Below are 17,858 nucleotides of genomic sequence, written 5' to 3'. Positions count from 1 at the left end.
ACGGCGGTCAGGCGTTGTCGAGCGGCAGACCGGCCGGGTTGACCTCGGAGGTGGCGACGGCCTCGTTGGAGAGGTTGTAGGCGGCGAGCCACTTGGCGTACTGCCCGTTCTTGATCAGGTAGTTGATTGCGTCGGCGATGGGCTTGGCGAGCCCGCTGTCCTTCTTGGTGGTCGCCGCGATCACGCCCTGCAGGGTGGCGCCGGCGCCGGAGAAGGTGCCCGCGCTGCGGGTCGGGTCGGGCGACTTGGCGGTCTGCGTGATGTGGTAGGCAACGCCCGGGTTGGCGGCGAAGTAAGCGTCGATCCGCCCGCCGGTCAGCGCCAGGTGGACGGCGTTCTTGCTGGCGAAGTTCTTGATTGTGATTGTCTTGCCCTCCTTCTTCAGCTTCGTCTGCCACTCCAGGAGGATCTTTTCCTGGTTGGTGCCGTTGTCGACAGCGACGGTCTTCCCGGCGAGGTTCTCGTAGGTGCCGTCGAAGTTCCAGGTGCTCTTCTTGAGTACCTCGAAACCGAGGTTGTCCTTGCGGTAGGAGGCGAAGTCGTACTTCTTCTTGCGCTCCTCGGTGTCGGTGACGTTGGAGAAGGCCACGTCGACCTTGCCGCTGTCGATACCGACGAACATGTTCTCCCAAGTGGAGTTCTGCAGCTCGGGCTTGAGGCCGAGCACGGCGGCGACCAGGCGGCCGAAGTCGGGTTCGGCGCCGGTGAGGGTCTTCTGGTCCGAGCCGACGTACGCCAGGGGCGGGAAGCCGTCGGGCAGGGCGCCGACGCCTATCTCCAGCTTGCCGCTCTTGCTGACCGACGCGGGCAGCTCGGCGCTGATGGACTTCACCTCGGAGACCTTGAGCGCGGTCTCCTTGGCGGCCCCGTTGGACACCTGGCCCACGGTGACCGTGCCACGGCGCGCGGTGTCGGTCGTGGTGGCGGCGTCGCTGCTGCCTCCGCAGGCGGCGAGTCCGGCGGCGAGCGTGGCGACGGCGGTGCCTGCGGCCAGACCGCGAAGAAGTCGGCTGCGAAAGCTGAGGGTACGCATGGCTGTCCTTGATGGTGAGCGGTGGGCAATGAGGTGGGGGGCGGTCAGAGGACTTTGCTGAGGAAGTCCCTGGTCCGCTCGTGCCGGGGGTGGTCGAGGACCTCGGACGGAGGGCCCTGCTCGACGATCCGGCCGCCGTCGATGAAGACGACCCGGTCGGCGACTTCGCGGGCGAAGCCGATCTCGTGGGTGACGACGATGAGGGTGGTGCCGCTGGTCGCCAAGTCCCTGATGACGGCGAGGACTTCGCCGACGAGTTCCGGGTCGAGAGCAGAGGTCGGTTCGTCGAAGAGGATCACGCCGGGCCGCAGGGCGAGGGCCCGGGCGATGGCGACGCGCTGCTGCTGGCCGCCGGACAACTGCCGTGGATACGCACCGGTCTTGTCGGCCAGACCGACCCGGCCGAGCAGTTCGCGGGCGAGTTCCTGGGCCTTCGCCTTGGTGAGTTTCCCGGTGGCGACGGGTCCGGCGGCCACGTTGTCCAGCACCGTCAGGTGCGGAAAGAGGTTGAAGTTCTGGAAGACGAAGCCGATCCCGCTGCGCTGCGCCAGGATGGCCCGCTCGCTCAGCTCCTTCAGCCGCTTGCCCTGGCGCCGTACGCCGATCAGCGCACCGTTGACGCTGACATGGCCGGCCTCGGGCTTCTCCAGGTGGTTGATGACCCGCAGCAGCGTGGACTTGCCGGAGCCGGACGGGCCGAGGATCACAGTGACCTCGCCGGGCCTTACGGTCAGGTCGACGCCGTCCAGCACCCGGTGGGCGCCGTACCACTTGTGCACGTCGTGGACCTCTACGGCGGCGGGCGGGGCCACCAGGGTCTCGGCGGTCTCGGTACTCATACGACGGCCTCCCTGCGCGCACGTTCCCGCACGTCCCGCAGGCCGATGCGGAGCTTCTGCAACGGGGTCGGCGGCAGGGTGCGGGTGGCGCCCCGGGAGAAGTACCGCTCGACGTAGAACTGGACGACGGAGACGGCGCTCGTGAGGATCAGATACCAGACGGTTGCGACGAGCAGCAGCGGCACGATGTCGCCGGGGTAGGTGCTGCCCATCGTCTGCACCGAGCCGAACAGGTCGAGCAGCGACACATAGAACACCAGAGACGTGCCCTTGATGAGGCCGATCAGCTGGTTGACGTAGTTCGGGGTGATGGACCTGAGGGCCTGTGGGAAGACGATCCGGGTGAACTGGTAGCTCTTGGGCAGGCCGAGGGCGGCGGCGGCCTCGTGCTGGCCCTGGTCGACGGAGAGGATTCCACCGCGGACCACTTCGGCCGCGTAGGCCGCCTCGTTGAGACTGAGGCCGACGACGGCGACCGCCATGTCGGTGGCGAGCCTCGACTCGTCGAAGGTGAAAAAGGCGGGTCCGAAGGGCACTCCGAGGCTCAACGTCTTGTACAGAGCGGAGAAGTTGTAGAGGAAGATCAGCACGACGATCAGCGGCACGGACCGGAACAGCCAGGTGTAGATCCAGCTCACGGCCCGCAGGACCGGAGCTCCGGAGAGCCGTCCGAGCGCGAGCAGGATGCCGCCGATCAGCCCCAACAGCGCGCTGAGCGCGGCCACTTCGAGGGTGATGACGAGGCCGTCGAGGATCGTCGGGCGCAGGAACCAGTAGCGGAAACGGTCCCACTGGTAGAAGGGGTTGGTGGCCAGGCCGTGGACGATCTGGGCGACCAGCACGAGCACGACGGCCGTGATCATCCAGCGGCCGGGCCTGCGGAGCGGAAGGACTCGCTGCGCCGCCATGGGCTTCGGCGCGGCGGGCGTGTTTGGGCGAGGGATCGCCTCGGCGGGCGGTGCTGATCCGGAGGACACAGCGATGCCCGGAGATTCACTCATGGTGGGCTCCAGCGGATTCGGACACCCCGGACCACGGAGCGCGGCAGTACCGCGCCGAGCGGGAGTGGCTCGGCACGGGGCGACGCACGGGTACACGCGGAACGGGGGCTGGGCGGAGGGAGGGCACACCGCCACAGCGGTGGTCGTCAGAGACTCAGAAAGCCATCAGCCTTGGCAGAGGGCGCGACAAGCGGCCTTACACAGCGCGCTGTTGACGCGCAGCAGGTCGACGGAGCGGTCCGTGCACAGCAGGACGCGGCCGAGGCGGCGCCATGCGACCGTCCCATCAGCTGCGTACATCGCTGTCACCATCACTCCTCCGACGCTGGGGCATCTCGTTGTGTGCCGCAAGTTAGGCATGTGCCGAAAAGAATGTCAATGCGAGTGACCAGCAGGTGAGACCGCATGCTCGGCCGTCTTGACGGTGTCATGGAGCGCACTGAAACTGACGTGGACGGTCACGATTGTCAGCGCCAAAGCGCGGGGTTCACCCCGCTCGTAGGGTCATCGGCCCCGGCCTGCTGACAGGAACCCTTCCACCGCGACGGGGTGCCCCGGGTTGCGCGTGTCCAGCGCTTGCTGATCTGCCACCGTTCCGTGCGATCCGGACCAGTGCGACAAGCCCAGTCGCTCCCCATGCGGCACGCTGGTGCCCACAAGGCGGTGGTGGCCTCCTCGTTCCCCAGGGGGAGAGTCATGGCCGAGTCAGCTTCGCGCAGTTCCAGCACGGACTGACACCGAAGCCCTCGGTGGCGCGGGTGATCTGGGTGAGGTGGCCGACCTTCGGCGGCCGGTCACCGCCGTTCGCGGTGACCGGGCTGCCGTGGCCGCCGACGACGACACGACGGCTGTCGCCGTTGGTGGTCAGGAACCAGTGGAAGGTGAGGCTCACGCCTTTCGCTCATCGTCGGTCGCTCGTTCGCCGTCGGGGCGGCGACGGCTACGGTGCTCATCCGGCGGCCGCCAGGAGGGCCGGACGGCTGCCGAGGGCGTCGGAGAACTGGTCGACAACCTGTGCGAGGGCCTCGGCCGCTCCCTGCGTGACGGTCAGGGAGCCGTCGTCGCCCACCACAATGTCCTTGTCGAGCGTGAAGCGGCCCTGGACAATGTGTGCGGCGCCCATGGAACTGAGCACCGGGCGCAGGGCGTAGTCGATCGCCAGGACGTGCGCCGTGGTCCCGCCGGTCGCCAGCGGCAGGACGGTCTTGCCGGCCAGGGCATGCTGCGGCAGCAGGTCCAGCAGGGACTTCAGCAGCCCGGAGTAGGCGGCCTTGTAGACGGGTGTGCCGATCACGACCCCGTCGGCGCGGTCGAACAGCGCGGTCGTCTCGAGGATCGCAGGGTGCCGGAAGTCGGCGCCGAGCAGAGCCTCGGCCGGGATGGTACGGACGTCCAGGGGAATCACCTCGTGTCCCTGGGCCATGAGCCGCCGGTCCAGGTGACGCAGCAGGCGGGCGGTACGAGAGGTGACGGAGGGACTTCCGGAGACGGACAGGACAGTGGCCATGGCGGACCCCTTCGGGAGCGTGAGGTTGGTGTGGGATCGCGGTGCGGGGCCGCGTATCACGGCGGTACTGCGGCTTCGTATCCCTACGGCCGCTGCTTGTTGGTCTTGGGCGGTCCGGGCCTGTTCATCCCGGACCTGGTCTCGGCCTCGTCGGACTGGCGCTGGTGCTACAGCACCTTGGTGTAGGTGCCGTTGTGGATGATCTCGTTGAGTGCGTCGGCGAGCGGCGTGACCATGCCGCTGTCCTTCTTGGTGGTAGCCGCGACGAGGGCCTGGAGGGGTGGCGCAGGCGTCGGCGTAGATGCCGACAACTTCGGCCCTCTCGGCGGTGACCGCGTGTCAGGCGGCGGTCTGGGGGCGGCCGAGGTGGTCGATCCGGCCGGGCTGGAGGGAGAGGCAGATGTCGCTGTCCTTCTTCTCATGCCACCGACACTCACAGGTCAGCGGCCTTTCCCTGGTGTGGCGCGGCCGGCAGGTGCTTTTCGAAAGGCAGGGCGCCGATGGTCTCCGGGTCGGCCTCGGTGTCGAACAGCGGGGTGTATCCGGTCGCCAGGTACAGGCCGCGGGCCTCGGGCTGGCGCGGACCGGTGGTCAGGTAGATCCGCCGGTAACCGCGGACGTCCGCCTCACGCTCCAGCTCGGCGACGACGCGTCGGGCCAGGCCCCGCCGCCGCTGGGCGGAGTGCGTCCAGATCCGCTTCAGCTCGGCCGTGGTCTCGTCGTACCGGCGGAAGGCACCGCCCGCCACCGGCTCGCCGCGTTCGAGGAGCAGGAGCAGCACCCCGCCGTGCGGGGCCGTGAACTCCTCGTCCGGGTAGCGGGCGAGTTCGGTGTGAGCGTCCTTGCCGTAGCGCGTCGAGTACTCGTCACCGAGTTCACGCAGCAGCGGCCTCGTCCTCGGGTCGGACACAGTCACTTGAATGACCGTCAGCTGGACAGCATACGGCGGCGGTGGTTGTGCGACGGAGGTCATCGAGGCACCGCCGCCAGGTTCTGCGTGCCACGCACCGCTCGCTCGACGTCGCGCTTGGCGACCTCGGCGCGGACGATCGGGATCACGTACCGGCCGAAGTCGATGGCGTCGCCCAGCAGGTCATAGCCGCGGGCGGAGAGTATGTCGACGCCGAGGTCGTAGTAGACCAGCAGCGCCTGGGCGACCGTCTCCGGGGTTCCGACCAGGGCGTTGGAGTTGCCGGCGCCTCCGGTCGCGGCGGCTGTCGGGGTCCACAGGGCGCGGTCGTAGCGCTCCCCTGCCTCAGCAATGGTCAGCAGTCGCTGCGAGCCGGTGTTCTGCGGTTGTGCATGCCCGTTGTGGCGCTTGGTGACCGGCTCACCCTTCTCCTTGCGCGCCTTGATCACGCCGACCGTGCGGTGGGCCTTCTCCCAGGCCAGTTCCTCGGTCGGGGCGATGATCGGTCGGAACGCGACCTGGATGCGCGGAACATCGGTGCGGCCCGCCGCCTTCGCGGAGGCCCTGACGGCCTCGATCTGCTCGGCGGTCTTCTCCAGGGGCTCGCCCCACAGGCAGTAGATGTCGGCCTCGGCGCCCCCCGCGGCATACGCAGCGGGCGACGAGCCGCCGAACGACACATTCGGGCGGGGCTGCTGGACCGGGAAGACGTCACTGACGAAGTCATGGAAGCGGTAGTGCTGGCCCTCGTGGTCGAAGGGCTCGTGCGTGGTCCAGATCTTCTTGACGATCCGGATGTACTCGCGGGTGCGGGCGTAGCGCTCGTCCTTGGTGAGGGTGTCGCCCTCGCGGCCCTGTTCGCGGTCGTTGCCGCCGGTGATGAAGTGCACGGCCAGCCGGCCCTCGCTGATCTGGTCGAGGGTGGCGAAGGTCTTCGCAGCGAAGGTCGGGTACGAGACGTTGGGCCGGCGGGCGAGCAGGATCTGGAGGCGGTCCAGCCTGCTCGCGATGAAGGCGGCGGCCGGCGCGGGGTCCGGTGATCCGGAGCCGTAGGCGAACAGCACCCGGTCCCAGCCGTGATCCTCGTGCGCCCGGGCGAGCCGGAGCGTGTACTCCTTGTCGAAGGCGGTGCTGGAGCGCGGGGTGGTTTCGGAGCCGTCGTTGGTGGCGGCGATGCCAAGGAACTCCACTGGCATGGGAGATGGCCTTTCCTCAAGTCCTCTGGGGCCGTGCCGCGGGAGTATGCGCGCGCGGCGGAGCAGCCCACGGTGCGGCCGGGTGTGACGCCACTTCAAGGGGTGGGGAACCAGGTGGTGAGCAGGTGTGGTGTCGCCGGGACATGGCGTCGGGCGAGGGTAGGGCGGCGGCAGCGCGTGTCAGGTCCCGCGGGTCCGTCCGTGCGCGGATTCAGCGTGCGTTCAGCGCATGCATACGACGGTGCCGCGAAGGGAGGAATTCGGCCCGCGACGGTGTCACCGAGGAAGGGAAGGGCCGGTCAGAGGGCACGTTGCCGCATCAGCCACAACACGCGGCGGACCACACCCGGCCGAAGTCGATGTGGTCACGGGTGACCAGGCGCTGCTCGGCATTCATGCGATTAATTGAGCAGTACATCGCGCCTCTCGTCAACTACGGCCCGGATGGTGGACCGGCGTTGAACAGTTCCTGTGCGTGGTCGACCCATGCATGCGTAGGGTAGACGTGGTCGAGCCCGGACAGGCTGCGCCACGCGTGGCAGGCTTGCCGGCCACGTCTAGGGGACAAGCGTGATGACGCGAACCCCGCCCATCGCCCCCGTAGGTGCGCTGCGTCTTCACCCATCCCTCGCGCGTCACCGATTCCGTCCCACCCGCAGGACGTCTGAAAGCCTCCGGCAACGCCCCGGGCAATCCAGTCCCCGACGGGGATCTGTCACGGAACGTGCGTCGGCACGTCGGCCGCCGCGGCGCTGCTGGTCTTCGCGATGGTGGTCAACTCCGCCCTGCGAAACCGCGCCTTCCCGTGGGAACGCGATCGGCTGGTACTTCACCACCCCCGCCGTGCTCGACGGGCTGCTGCTCTGCAGGGCACCAGGATCGCCAAAGTGCCGACCACGCCCGTTCTGCTGTACTCGGTGCCGCAGATCTACAACCGGACCCGCCAGTTCATCCCGCTGCTGATGGCCGCCGCCCTTTCGTGCATCGCCGTCACGGTCGTGCTCAGCGCGGACAGTTCACGTCAAACGCCACCGTGCGCGTGGCTCCGCGCGCGCTGCCGTACGCCCCCTTGTAAAGACTCAACGGCCGTCTGACCGCGCTTCGTGTCCGGCTGAACAGGGCGACCGCACCCGACGCCCGCCCAGCGGCTGCCGGTGACCGGTGAGCCCACCCGCGGTGTTGCGTTCCCTATATTTCCTATCGATTTACTAGGAAAGCATTGACGGCCTGCCCAGCGGGTGCGCAGGATGATGCACATGTCCCACACGCAGCAACGACTCGTTCGTCGTCGGCATGTCGACTTTGGTCACGTCGTCAGCGCCGCCTGCTGTTGCGTGTAAGGCACGCCGCTCACACATTGCGCGTGCCCCCGCTCCTTCTCACTCCCCCCGGGCGATCAGGCGAACCCACCCACTGGGCCTGACGGCCCGGCGTACTCCTGAAGGACCACCGCCATGACCACGGCACTTCCGGCCCAGGCCACTCCACCGGATTCACCACTCCCGGACATGCGCCATCTCCGCCTCGTGGAGCGCGGCGCGGAGGAACACGGTTCCACACCCCTCGTCGGCTACCTCGTGCTCGTCCCCGAGGGCAGCGATCCCGCCGAGCTCTTCGCCAAGGACGTGACGCGACCGGAGATCCGACCGGTCGCCTACACGGACTCACCTTCCGTGAAGCAGACGGGAGGCGGTGCCGTCCATATCGATCCCGCGCGACATTCCGCAGAACTGGACGGGCGCGAACTCGACCTCACTTACCTGGAGTTCGAACTGCTGGCCCATCTGGTTCTGCAGCCCCACCAAGTGCATTCGCGCGAGCAGCTGATGGCCGGCGTCTGGGGCTACGACCACATCGGCGACGGCCGCACCGTGGATGTCCACATCGCGCGGCTGCGCCGCAAGCTGGGCAGGGCTCACCGGCACCGGATCGTCACCGTGAGGCGCGTGGGCTACAAGTACATGCCCGACCAGCAAGGCAGCCCCAACGCCTCACCCTGCAGCCGACCCTGAGGAGTACACCACCATGGGCGTTGCCATTGCGCCGTCCGGACCCGCCTCGGAATCCGACCGGACCGGGCCCGGCCGCGCGCACTGGCTGCACGTGGCCCGGGAGACGGCAGACGACCTGGCCACGGACGCGGCGACCAGGGAGCAGGCAGGCAAGGCCCCGTTCGACGAGGTCTCCCGACTGCGCGAAGCCGGGCTGCTGACGCTTCTCGCACCGGCCGACCTCGGGGGAGGCGGCACGGACTGGCCCACGGCCTACGCCGTCGTACGGGAGATCGCCGCCGCCGACGGCGCGATCGGTCAACTGCTCGGCTGTCACTACTTCCTGTCGTGCAGCGCCCGCTTCTTCACCGAACCCGCTCTCGCCGCTCGAATCGAGCGGAAGTCCGCGACGGAGCAGTGGTGCTGGGGCGGTGGTTTCGCCCCTGAGGAACTACCTCTGACCCTGACCAGAAAAGCCAGGGGCTATGTACTCGACGGTCGCCAGAGCTACGCCACGGGAGTCCTGGTCGCCGACCGCCTCGCCGTGCGGGCCGAGCGGGCCGACACCGGCGAACCACTCCTCATAGTCGTCGATGCCGCTCATCACGGCGTGAGGATCGACGGCGACGTAGACTCCTTCGGCCAGCGCCTTGCGGCCGGCGGCAGCGTCGAGTTCGACGCCGTGCCGATCGCCGCCGACGACGTACTCGGCTCCCTGTCCGCGGACGAGGACGTCCTGTCACCCCTGGCTGCTCTCACCTCACCGGTCAGGCGTCTTGTCTCCGTCCAGATTCTTCTCGGCATGGCCGAGGGAGTACTCGCCGAAGCCCGCGAGTACAGCAGGCCGGGCCACTCACTCCGGCAGCCCGCCTGGCCGGCCGGCTCTACCCAGGATCCGCATGTGCTGACCGCCTATGGAGAACTCACCGTCCTGACCCGCTCCGCCTCCGCACTCACGGCTCAAGCGGTAGAAGCCGTGCACGGCGGACTGGCACGCAGCGAAGACCTCACCTACGACGAGTACGCGGACATCTCGGTGCTCGCGGCCATGTCCGAAGCCGCCGCCTCCAGGGCCGCACAGGAAGCCACCGCCCGCGCCCTCGACATCATCGGCTCCCGCTCCGCGTCCTCGCGGCTGGGTTTCGACCGCTTCTGGCGCAATACGCGGACCCACACCTTGTACGAGCCCGTCGCCCACCGGCTCCGCGACATCGGGGACTACTTCCTCAACGGTGCACACCCTCCGTTCGTCCTGCCTGTCTGACCCAGAGGCCATGGAGCGCGGGTGATCGACTGCTCTCCTCCCTGAAGAAGAGGAGATTCCTGTTGGTATGGATCAATGACCTCTGTCGCCGTTACCGCTCCAGACTGAGATCGCTGTGGCGATGGCAGACGTTCGATTCGGGCGACTGCACATGGCTTTGCGGGAGACAGGCCAGAGCTTCAGGCGGGCCACGCACCGCTCCACCGGCGCCCGTGCTTCGGAGATCGCAGTCGACCGTGCGCCGTGTCGGCGCCGACTCGCGACCGGGTGGGCGTCTGATCAGTGTCGTCGCCCATGGGCCGACGCCCAGGTGGGCACGGTCGGCGAACATCGTCCACAACCGTGTCGACGGCACCCTCAGCCACGTCATGGAGGGCGCCGCGACTCCTCCCACCACCCGCCCGCCGCGGCAGGAGCACCTCGGCCGCCGACAGGGGACACTCGCCTCTGCCCCGTGGCCCGCCCTCAACGGACACCGACCCAAGCCGTACGGGATAATGCGTACATGCGGATCTCAGCCAGGGCGGACTACGCGGTACGTGCCGCGCTGCAGCTCGCCGCGTCACGGGAGGACGGGCCACTGAAGGCCGAGGCCATCGCCGACGCCCAGGACATCCCGCACAAATTCCTCGAAAGCATCTTGAACGACATGCGCCGTGGCGGTCTCGTCCTCAGCCAGCGCGGCGGCAACGGCGGCTATCGGCTGGCCAGGCCCGCCGGGTCCATCAGCATCGCCGACGTCATACGCACCGTGGAGGGACCACTCGTCTCGGTGCGCGGGGTCCGCCCCCCGGACCTGTCCTACACCGGCCCCGCCGAGTCGCTGCTCCCCTTGTGGATCGCCCTGCGGTCCAACGTGCGCGAAATCCTTGAGGGCGTGTCGCTCGCCGACGTGGCGTCGGCCCAACTCCCTTCCGACGTTTCCGCGTTGACCAACACCCCGGGCGCCTGGGTAAACCCCTGAAACACTGGGCCGCCACCCACGACCGATCTCACAAAGCGAGATAGCGGCGTCCATAATACGAACACCCTCTTGGGGTGTACGCCGCCTTCTGCCACGATCCCCATCAACCAGGTAGGAAAACTAGGGTTCTGTGGGGGTGGCCATGAGAACGCTCGACCGTGCAGGCCGGATGTTGCCCCTTCTGACCTCGCGTCGTCACATCGACCTCGGTCGTACGTCCAGTGCCATCTGTCGGCGCCTCCGACGCCACAGAACCTGACTCTCTCCGAACCAGCACTGCCTCCCCGCCGCTCCGTCCTGTCGGCGGAGCGGACGCCCTCGGCTGACTACGCCCTCGTTCCACCTCTCGGCCCGCGCCGGCATACCTGCCGCCGACGGCCGAAGAGCGGAGTGTCGGTATGTGCCGATGAGCAGTCGCCTCACATCTTCGTACCTCCCTGATCACTCATCCCTGAGAGGACACCTCTGTGTCTGCCGCGAGACCGCTCACGACCCTGCGCACCATCGCCGTCATAGCCGCACTTCCCCTCCTGCTCACCGCCTGCGGCTACGGTTCCGAGTCCACCGACGACGGCAAGCAGACCGCGGTCGCGGCAGGCGCCAAGAAGCTCTCCGCCGACGAGGTGAAGATTGGCTACTTCCCCAACCTCACGCACGCCACCGCTCTGGTCGGTGTCCAGGAGGGCCTGTTCCAGAAGGAGCTCGGCGGCACCAAGATCGAGCCTTCCACCTTCAACGCCGGCCCCTCCGAGATCGAGGCGCTGAACGCCGGCTCCATCGACATCGGCTGGATCGGCCCCTCCCCCGCCATCAACGGCTACACCAAGTCGAACGGCAAGAACCTGCGCATCATCGGCGGTTCCGCCTCCGGCGGCGTGAAGCTGGTCGTCAACCCGAAGAAGATCAAGTCCCTGGCGGACGTCAAGGGCAAGAAGATCGCCACTCCTCAGCTCGGCAACACCCAGGACGTCGCGTTCCTCAACTGGGTCGCCGACCGGGGCTGGAAGGTCGACGCCCAGAGCGGCAAGGGCGACGTGTCGGTGGTCCGCAGCGACAACAAGGTCACCCCGGACGCCTACAAGTCGGGTTCCATCGACGGCGCCTGGGTGCCGGAGCCGACCGCGTCGAAGCTGGTCGCCGAGGGCGGCAAGGTACTGCTGGACGAGTCGTCGCTGTGGCCGGACAAGAAGTTCGTGATCACGAACATCATCGTGTCGCAGAAGTTCCTCAAGGCGCACCCCGACGTCGTCGAGGCCGTGCTGCGCGGCTCCGTGAAGACCAACGCGTGGATCAACGCCCACCCGGACAAGGCGAAGGCGTCCGCCAACGCGGCGCTGGAGCAGCTGTCGGGCAAGGCGCTGCCCGCCGACGTCATCGACCCGGCCTGGAAGTCCATCACCTTCCTCGACGACCCGCTGACCGCCACCCTCAACACCGAGGCGGAGCACGCGGTCAAGGCCGGTCTCCTGGAGAATCCCGGCCTGAAGGGCATCTACGACCTCACCCTGCTCAACAAGGTTCTCAAGACCGACGGAAAGGACGAGGTCGACGACGCCGGTCTCGGCGCCGAGTAACGACAACCGGACCCGATGATTGCCCAGGAGGTGACGACGATGGCCACCACGATCGCCAAGGCTGCCGAGGACGTCACGGCGGTAACACAGGCCGCCCGCATCGAGCACGTCTCGAAGTCCTTTCCCGCCCCGGGCACGCCCGGCGGACAGCAGGTCGTGCTGGACGACATCACGCTCGACGTCGCACCGGGCGAGTACGTCACCCTCCTGGGGGCCTCCGGCTGCGGCAAGTCCACCCTGCTCAATCTGATCGCGGGACTGGACCTGCCGTCCGCCGGCTCGATCGACACGGACGGCCGGCCCGCCCTGATGTTCCAGGAACACGCCCTGTTTCCGTGGCTGACCGCGGGCAAGAACATCGAACTCGCGCTGAAGCTGCGCGGGGCCGGAGCGTCGGCAGGAGGCGGAACGGCTGCTGGAACTCGTACGGCTGCAGGGCGCATACCGCAGGCGGGTGCACGAACTGGCCGTCGGTATGCGGCAACGCGTCGCGCCGGCCCGTGCACTGGCCCAGGACAGCCGGCTGCTGCTGATGGACGAGCCCTTCGCCCCGCTGGACGCGATCACTTGTGAGCTACTGCACGACGAACTGACCCGCATCTGGAGCGAGACGGGGCTGTCGGTGTTGTTCGTGCGCACAGCGTGCGGGAGGCGGTGAAGCTGGCGCAGCGGGTTGGTGCTGCGGGTCCACTCCCGGGCGGATCGCCCGGGAGTGGACGGCCGGCATTCCGCAGCCGCGCCGCATCGAGGACAGCTCGGTCGCCGCACTCCCGTCGAGATCACCGACGAACTGCATGGGGCGCCTCACGTCCCTGGGGGTAAGGCCCACGCTCTTGAGCGCGTTCAGCGCCAGACCGTGAGCCGAACTGCCCTGCGGCACAGCGAGCTTCCTGCCCTTGAGGTCCGCGAGCGTCTTCAGCGTCGAGCCCTTGGGCACGATGATGTTCTCGTTCGCCTGGGTGAGCCTGAGGGAACGGTTGCCGGCTAAGACCTTGGAGCCGTACTCCTTGGCGGCGCCGGTGATCGGGGTACGTCGCCGCCGCTGCCCAGGTCGATGTCGCCCGAGGCGGCAGCCTGCAGGAGGGGCGGCCCGTAGGTGAAGCAGGCGAACGTCACCTTGTACGGCGCGTTGTCGAACACACCGGTGATCTTCGCCAGCTCCTGGCTGCCGTCATTGCCGTTGTCGCCGATGGTGACGGTGTACTTCCTCCACTCGGGGCGGCTGCCGGCACCCGACCCGCTGGAGCTGCTCGGGGAGCGGCGGCCTCCGATGTCGATGCGCAGGCGACGAGGGTGCTCCCCAGGGCGAGCAGGCCGACGGCCACGACGATTCGGGATGATCTTCTGGACATGGGTTCTCACGTGCATTCTGTGCTGTCGCGGATACCTGCAATGTCTCCGCACCCTGAACCCTAGAGAGAGACCGGACACCCGAACGAGGAATTCACCCCGTTGTAAATCGGTGTCCTGGACGGCTCCGCACCGCGATCATGGAACGGTCACTGACGCGCGAACGCTGAGGAATCGCTCACCATGCCTGTGCCTGCCGACCCGACGGTCCTGCATCCGATGCCTGAGCAACCGCGGGTGGTGCTGCTCAAGCCGCTGGTGAAGTCCCCGCTGATCGAGGTCGGAGAGTATTCCTACTACGACGACCCGGACGACCCGACCGCATTCGAGACACGCAACGTGCTCTACCACTATGGGCCGGAGAAACTGATCATCGGCAAGTTCTGTGCGCTGGGCACAGGAGTGCGATTCATCATGAACGGCGCCAACCATCGTATGGACGGCCCCTCGACGTTCCCCTTCCCCACCATGGGCGGATCCTGGGCCGAGCACTTCGACCTGCTCACCGGCCTACCGAACCGAGGAGACACCGTCATCGGCAACGACGTCTGGTTCGGCCACGGCACCACGGTCATGCCCGGCGTCCGGATCGGACACGGCGCGATCATCGCCTCCGGCGCCGTGGTCACCACAGACGTACCGGACTACGGAATCGTCGGCGGCAACCCGGCCCGCCTCATCCGCACCCGCTACAACGACCGGGACATCGCCCGGCTCCTGACGGTGGCCTGGTGGGACTGGCCTGCACAACACATCACCGAGCACGTGCGAACCGTCATGGCGGGCAGCATCACCGACCTGGAAGCCGCCGCCCCCAACACCCCGGCCCCGTGACGCACCTACGGGAGTTCCCGTGCCGAAGTTTCCGCGCGGACGCATCGACCTGAGCGGGACATCCCAGACGGCGGTCGACGGCAACTGCAGACCTTTGAAACCTCTTCCGGGCTGATCGACGACTTGACCAGGGGTGATCGGGCGGCGGATCCGTGGTGTCGGTGACATGTCGGGGGCTGTCGGCCCGATGTCGGTGGGGGCTGTCACCTTTCCAGACATCCTGCCGGGTACCCATCCGGCTGTAGGTTCGGGAAGGGAATCTCTCGTGCATGACGTAGTGATTGTGGGCGCCGGCCCGGTCGGTCTGTCCCTTGCCTGTGAGCTTGGCCTCGCGGGCTGTTCTGTCCTGGTGCTCGAGCGAGAGGCGGGACCCGGCTCCCCGTGGAAGGCTGAACCGCTCGGGATGCGGGGCCTGTCCGCCACGTCAGTCGAGGCGTTCTACCGCCGCGGGATGCTGCACCCGCTACTGACGGCGTCGGGCGTCCACGACGATTCCGGCGCGAAGCCAGCCGCGGACGAGCCGTCACCCCCGCGTCGCGGGGGCCACTTCGCCGGCATGATGGTCGATCCGGCCAAGGCCGGCGTCGCCGCCGTGCCGTTCCGGCTTCCCGATCCGGGACTCGAGAGCTTGATGACAAACCTCGAAGCGGTCGAGACGGTGCTGTCCGAGCAGGCATCCAAGCTGGGTGTGGAAGTCAAACACGGCGTCACGGTCTCAGCCATCGCCCAGAACGATGAGAGCGCGGTCGCGCAAGCCGGCGCGGACGAGTACGCGGCGCGCTGGATCGTCGGCTGCGACGGCGGACGCAGTGCGATACGCGGGCTGGCGGGCTTCCACTTCATCGGTACCGAGCCGCAGTTCACCGGCTACACCATGCACGCCACCGTCGCCGATCCCGAGCAGCTGAGCCCTGGGTTCAACCTGACGCCGACGGGCATGTACATCCGGATGCCCACCGAAGGGCACATCGCCATGGTGGACTTCGACGGCGGCACGTTCGATCGCTCGCAGCAGCTGACTCAAGACCATCTCCAGGCGGTTCTGCGCCGTGTGTCCGGCACCGACGTGACGCTGAGCGGCGTCCTTCTCGCCTCGAGCTTCACCGATCGGTCGATGCAGACGACGACCTACCGGCAGGGACGCGTCCTCCTCGCGGGCGACGCCGCTCACATCCACTCCCCTCTCGGCGGGCAGGGACTCAACACCGGCATCGGCGATGCCGTGAACCTGGGTTGGAAGCTCGCGGCGACCGTACACGGGTACGCGCCGGACGGTCTCCTCGACACCTACACTCGCGAGCGCCATCCGATCGGTGCAGGTGTGCTCGACTGGTCGCGTGCCCAGGTGGCGGTCATGCGGCCGGACCCGCATGCCCGGGCGATCCAAGGAGTGGTTCGCGACCTGATCGGGACCGGTGACGGAACGACGTACGTGGTCGAGAAGATCTCGGGATCGTCGATCCGTTACGACCTTGGCAGCGAGCATCCGCTGGTCGGCCGCAACGCACCAGACCTTCGTCTTCAGGACGGCACTCGCCTCGGCGACCTGATGCAGGACGGACGAGGCGTCGTGCTCGATTTCAGCATCGACCGACGCCTGCACGGTTCAGCGGTGGGCTGGGAGAGCCGGATACGGTATGCGGCCGGGCCGGCGAGGAACGACCTCGGACTGGGTGCCGTACTCGTCCGACCTGACGGCATAGTCGCCTGGGCAGGTGATCGCCGACCTGACCGAGAGGCGTTCGAGCGGGCCGCCGGCCATTGGTTCGGTAGCCCGGCAATCTAAGAGATCATCTCAATGAGCAGTGTGCATCGTGAAATGTGCAGGTGAGTTGGGCTGGTGTGCGGGCGACTTGCCGTGCTCGTGCTGGTTGGAGGCGGGTGTCCACGGTGAAGATCGTCTGGGCCCTGCTGGTCCTGACGAACGGACAGGGCGTGTTCGGGCAGGTCGAGGGATCAACGCCGTCGCCGTTGCCGCCAGTCCAGCGGTGGTGGCTGAGCCGCTCGGAGGACTCGATGCCCTTGCGGGCGATGCGCGGCGTGCTGTTTCGCATTCCCGCCGCCGGCACCACGGTCGGCACGGACACCAGCGCCGCCCACCCAAGCGTCGTGTCCGGAAGGAAGCACACGTCGCCTCCACCTTTCTCCATCGACCCGTAGCTGGGGCTCCATTCGGTACTGAGAACGGCGTGACGCCTGGAGCGCGGGTACCCCGAGCTGATGTGGGGTGCACTGGTCAGCAGCCATAGGGCCGCCTGTCGCTGACGGAAACCAGGTGAGGGCTCGGCGTACTACCTGGGTAAGGTCGGGCAATGCCCGAGCTGAAGCGGCTGCATGTCGGCCATGCCCCGGCGGTCCTGGCCTTCGAGCTGGCGAACCGCGCCTACTTCGCTGCCTCGGTCTCCGACCGCGGCGACGACTTCTTCGACCAGTTCACCGACCGGTACAACGCCTTGCTGGCCGAGCAGGAGGCTGGCATCTGTGCCTTCTACCTGCTCATGGCCGAAGACGGCTCGGTACTCGGCAGGTTCAATCTGGTCGACATCGAGGATCACACTGCGGAACTCGGCTACCGAGTCGCGCAGCACGCCGCCGGCCGCGGCGTGGCGACCGCGACCGTCCGGGAGCTGTGTCGGCTGGCGGCGGCCCGGCATGGGCTGCGCACCCTGTGGGCGGCGACCGCCATCCAGAATGCCGCGTCCCAGAAGGTGCTGACCAAAGCCGGGTTCGTCCCCGTGGGGCCCGCCGACCCGGCCCACCTCGGCGGTAAGCCAGGGACCTGGTATCAGCGCGACCTGGTGCTCCAGCCCTACGGTGCGATCTTGCCGGGGCCGGCTGAGGGCCGCTGACGGCCACCGCTGATCAACGGTGCGTGAAGACCAACCCGGCGGCCGTGAGGTGAACGTCCGCGGGCTGCGCAAGATGAGAAAGGCCCTCGACCGGCCGGTGCCGAGGCCCAAGGGCTCCAAGGGAATCCCCGGCCAGGTGACGCCCCATGTCGCCGCCGCAGCCGCGCGCGGCCGCTCGACCACCGCCCAGCGCGGCCCGAAGCAGCCCGCCGAGGGCGGGCAGCAAGCCGGACAGCTGCGACGGGCAGGCAACGAGCAGCAAGGCCACAAGCCCATCCAGAAGCAGGCGCGACGCGAGTGCTGCCCTCGCGCATGACGGTCGCCGCCTTCCGGCGGGGTGGGCGGCTGGCTAGTTGACAAACAGCATCGGTGCACACGGCGGGACCGTCCTGGGGTCATCACCGCACGCGGCGACCCCGGGACGCGGTCCGCAACCGCATCGTGGCTAGTTGCAATGCCGTTGTTTTAGGTCTCGGGCGTGGGTTCCTGGGTAGGGGTCCCAGGGGGTGGGTTGGGTGTCTTCGCGCGTGTCTGAGTTATCGGGCC

20 protein-coding genes and 2 pseudogenes are annotated in these 17,858 nt (G+C 68.0%); 12 read left to right on the top strand and 10 right to left on the bottom strand.

Annotated features, from left to right (window positions below; all coding sequences use genetic code 11):
• Window positions 1-7 precede the first annotated feature (7 nt).
• The 9 genes and pseudogenes from ACIRU3_RS44315 to ACIRU3_RS44275 all read right to left on the bottom strand — a co-directional run bounded on the left by ACIRU3_RS44315 (window position 8) and on the right by ACIRU3_RS44275 (window position 6,486).
• Window positions 8-1,033: a transporter substrate-binding domain-containing protein gene (locus tag ACIRU3_RS44315; RefSeq protein ID WP_404069597.1), complete on the bottom strand. Its 1,026-nt coding sequence runs from the start codon at window positions 1,031-1,033 to the stop codon at window positions 8-10.
• Window positions 1,034-1,077: 44 nt separating this feature from the next.
• Window positions 1,078-1,872: an amino acid ABC transporter ATP-binding protein gene (locus ACIRU3_RS44310; protein ID WP_404069595.1), complete on the bottom strand. Its 795-nt coding sequence runs from the start codon at window positions 1,870-1,872 to the stop codon at window positions 1,078-1,080.
• On the bottom strand, window positions 1,869-2,873 hold the full coding sequence (locus ACIRU3_RS44305) for an amino acid ABC transporter permease (RefSeq protein WP_404069593.1): 1,005 nt from the start codon (window positions 2,871-2,873) through the stop codon (window positions 1,869-1,871). Before ACIRU3_RS44305 ends, ACIRU3_RS44310 begins: the two co-directional genes overlap by 4 nt.
• A gap of 165 nt (window positions 2,874-3,038) precedes the next feature.
• Window positions 3,039-3,173: a hypothetical protein gene (locus tag ACIRU3_RS44300; protein ID WP_404069591.1), complete on the bottom strand. Its 135-nt coding sequence runs from the start codon at window positions 3,171-3,173 to the stop codon at window positions 3,039-3,041.
• 436 nt (window positions 3,174-3,609) lie between these two features.
• Window positions 3,610-3,765 (bottom strand): annotated as a pseudogene (locus tag ACIRU3_RS44295) (alkanesulfonate monooxygenase); the annotation flags it as partial.
• 57 nt (window positions 3,766-3,822) lie between these two features.
• Complete coding sequence (gene ssuE / locus ACIRU3_RS44290; protein ID WP_404069589.1) at window positions 3,823-4,380, bottom strand: NADPH-dependent FMN reductase; 558 nt, start codon at window positions 4,378-4,380, stop codon at window positions 3,823-3,825.
• A 167-nt stretch (window positions 4,381-4,547) separates the two neighbouring features.
• Window positions 4,548-4,691, bottom strand: coding sequence for a hypothetical protein (locus tag ACIRU3_RS44285; RefSeq protein WP_404069587.1), 144 nt, complete (start codon window positions 4,689-4,691; stop codon window positions 4,548-4,550).
• A gap of 122 nt (window positions 4,692-4,813) precedes the next feature.
• A complete protein-coding gene (locus ACIRU3_RS44280; protein WP_404069585.1) occupies window positions 4,814-5,353 on the bottom strand; it encodes a GNAT family N-acetyltransferase in 540 nt (179 codons plus the stop codon).
• Entirely contained in the window at window positions 5,350-6,486 is a 1,137-nt protein-coding gene (locus ACIRU3_RS44275; protein ID WP_404069583.1) for an LLM class flavin-dependent oxidoreductase, read from the bottom strand. The genes ACIRU3_RS44280 and ACIRU3_RS44275 overlap by 4 nt, the downstream gene beginning before the upstream one ends.
• Window positions 6,487-7,253: 767 nt before the next feature.
• On the opposite strand from ACIRU3_RS44275, the gene ACIRU3_RS44270 reads away from it, so the two are divergent.
• The 7 genes and pseudogenes from ACIRU3_RS44270 to ACIRU3_RS44240 all read left to right on the top strand — a co-directional run.
• Complete coding sequence (locus ACIRU3_RS44270) at window positions 7,254-7,580, top strand: hypothetical protein (protein WP_404069581.1); 327 nt, start codon at window positions 7,254-7,256, stop codon at window positions 7,578-7,580.
• A 360-nt stretch (window positions 7,581-7,940) separates the two neighbouring features.
• Entirely contained in the window at window positions 7,941-8,498 is a 558-nt protein-coding gene (locus tag ACIRU3_RS44265; RefSeq protein WP_404069579.1) for a winged helix-turn-helix domain-containing protein, read from the top strand.
• A gap of 13 nt (window positions 8,499-8,511) precedes the next feature.
• The gene (locus tag ACIRU3_RS44260; protein ID WP_404069577.1) at window positions 8,512-9,741 is read left to right on the top strand and encodes an acyl-CoA dehydrogenase family protein; all 1,230 of its coding nucleotides are present in this window, start codon (window positions 8,512-8,514) and stop codon (window positions 9,739-9,741) included.
• 505 nt (window positions 9,742-10,246) lie between these two features.
• The gene (locus tag ACIRU3_RS44255; protein WP_404069575.1) at window positions 10,247-10,705 is read left to right on the top strand and encodes an RrF2 family transcriptional regulator; all 459 of its coding nucleotides are present in this window, start codon (window positions 10,247-10,249) and stop codon (window positions 10,703-10,705) included.
• 142 nt (window positions 10,706-10,847) lie between these two features.
• Window positions 10,848-10,964 carry a putative leader peptide gene (locus ACIRU3_RS44250; RefSeq protein ID WP_404069573.1) on the top strand — a complete coding sequence of 39 codons (117 nt, stop codon included), beginning with the start codon at window positions 10,848-10,850 and terminating at the stop codon, window positions 10,962-10,964.
• 208 nt (window positions 10,965-11,172) lie between these two features.
• A complete protein-coding gene (locus ACIRU3_RS44245) occupies window positions 11,173-12,279 on the top strand; it encodes an aliphatic sulfonate ABC transporter substrate-binding protein (protein ID WP_404069571.1) in 1,107 nt (368 codons plus the stop codon).
• Between the two features lie 39 nt (window positions 12,280-12,318).
• Window positions 12,319-13,078 (top strand): annotated as a pseudogene (locus ACIRU3_RS44240) (ABC transporter ATP-binding protein); the annotation flags it as partial.
• 185 nt (window positions 13,079-13,263) lie between these two features.
• On the opposite strand, the gene ACIRU3_RS44235 reads toward ACIRU3_RS44240, so the two are convergent.
• Window positions 13,264-13,641: a hypothetical protein gene (locus ACIRU3_RS44235; RefSeq protein WP_404069569.1), complete on the bottom strand. Its 378-nt coding sequence runs from the start codon at window positions 13,639-13,641 to the stop codon at window positions 13,264-13,266.
• 171 nt (window positions 13,642-13,812) lie between these two features.
• Here ACIRU3_RS44235 and ACIRU3_RS44230 point away from each other — a divergent pair, with 171 nt between their 5' ends.
• From ACIRU3_RS44230 to ACIRU3_RS44210, 5 genes are all read left to right on the top strand, one after another.
• A complete protein-coding gene (locus tag ACIRU3_RS44230; protein ID WP_404069567.1) occupies window positions 13,813-14,463 on the top strand; it encodes a CatB-related O-acetyltransferase in 651 nt (216 codons plus the stop codon).
• A 265-nt stretch (window positions 14,464-14,728) separates the two neighbouring features.
• Entirely contained in the window at window positions 14,729-16,249 is a 1,521-nt protein-coding gene (locus ACIRU3_RS44225) for an FAD-dependent oxidoreductase (RefSeq protein ID WP_404069565.1), read from the top strand.
• A 104-nt stretch (window positions 16,250-16,353) separates the two neighbouring features.
• Window positions 16,354-16,623, top strand: coding sequence for a hypothetical protein (locus ACIRU3_RS44220; RefSeq protein WP_404069563.1), 270 nt, complete (start codon window positions 16,354-16,356; stop codon window positions 16,621-16,623).
• Between the two features lie 152 nt (window positions 16,624-16,775).
• Window positions 16,776-17,312: a GNAT family N-acetyltransferase gene (locus ACIRU3_RS44215; RefSeq protein ID WP_404069561.1), complete on the top strand. Its 537-nt coding sequence runs from the start codon at window positions 16,776-16,778 to the stop codon at window positions 17,310-17,312.
• 19 nt (window positions 17,313-17,331) lie between these two features.
• A complete protein-coding gene (locus ACIRU3_RS44210; protein WP_404069559.1) occupies window positions 17,332-17,628 on the top strand; it encodes a hypothetical protein in 297 nt (98 codons plus the stop codon).
• Window positions 17,629-17,858: the final 230 nt, after the last annotated feature.

The organism is Streptomyces sp. NPDC101151 (assembly GCF_044768335.1).
Classification (GTDB): domain Bacteria; phylum Actinomycetota; class Actinomycetes; order Streptomycetales; family Streptomycetaceae; genus Streptomyces.
The sequence above is the reverse complement of the archived record's forward strand: the minus strand, read 5'-3'. Positions and strand labels throughout refer to the sequence as shown.

Coding starts and splice junctions, on each gene's coding strand:
- ACIRU3_RS44315 (WP_404069597.1), bottom strand. CDS start 1,033: ATGCGTACCCTCAGCTTTCGCAGCCGACTTCTTCGCGGTCTGGCCGCA.
- ACIRU3_RS44310 (WP_404069595.1), bottom strand. CDS start 1,872: ATGAGTACCGAGACCGCCGAGACCCTGGTGGCCCCGCCCGCCGCCGTA.
- ACIRU3_RS44305 (WP_404069593.1), bottom strand. CDS start 2,873: ATGAGTGAATCTCCGGGCATCGCTGTGTCCTCCGGATCAGCACCGCCC.
- ACIRU3_RS44300 (WP_404069591.1), bottom strand. CDS start 3,173: ATGTACGCAGCTGATGGGACGGTCGCATGGCGCCGCCTCGGCCGCGTC.
- ssuE (WP_404069589.1), bottom strand. CDS start 4,380: ATGGCCACTGTCCTGTCCGTCTCCGGAAGTCCCTCCGTCACCTCTCGT.
- ACIRU3_RS44280 (WP_404069585.1), bottom strand. CDS start 5,353: ATGACCTCCGTCGCACAACCACCGCCGCCGTATGCTGTCCAGCTGACG.
- ACIRU3_RS44275 (WP_404069583.1), bottom strand. CDS start 6,486: ATGCCAGTGGAGTTCCTTGGCATCGCCGCCACCAACGACGGCTCCGAA.
- ACIRU3_RS44270 (WP_404069581.1), top strand. CDS start 7,254: ATGGTGGTCAACTCCGCCCTGCGAAACCGCGCCTTCCCGTGGGAACGC.
- ACIRU3_RS44265 (WP_404069579.1), top strand. CDS start 7,941: ATGACCACGGCACTTCCGGCCCAGGCCACTCCACCGGATTCACCACTC.
- ACIRU3_RS44260 (WP_404069577.1), top strand. CDS start 8,512: ATGGGCGTTGCCATTGCGCCGTCCGGACCCGCCTCGGAATCCGACCGG.
- ACIRU3_RS44255 (WP_404069575.1), top strand. CDS start 10,247: ATGCGGATCTCAGCCAGGGCGGACTACGCGGTACGTGCCGCGCTGCAG.
- ACIRU3_RS44250 (WP_404069573.1), top strand. CDS start 10,848: ATGAGAACGCTCGACCGTGCAGGCCGGATGTTGCCCCTTCTGACCTCG.
- ACIRU3_RS44230 (WP_404069567.1), top strand. CDS start 13,813: ATGCCTGTGCCTGCCGACCCGACGGTCCTGCATCCGATGCCTGAGCAA.
- ACIRU3_RS44215 (WP_404069561.1), top strand. CDS start 16,776: ATGCCCGAGCTGAAGCGGCTGCATGTCGGCCATGCCCCGGCGGTCCTG.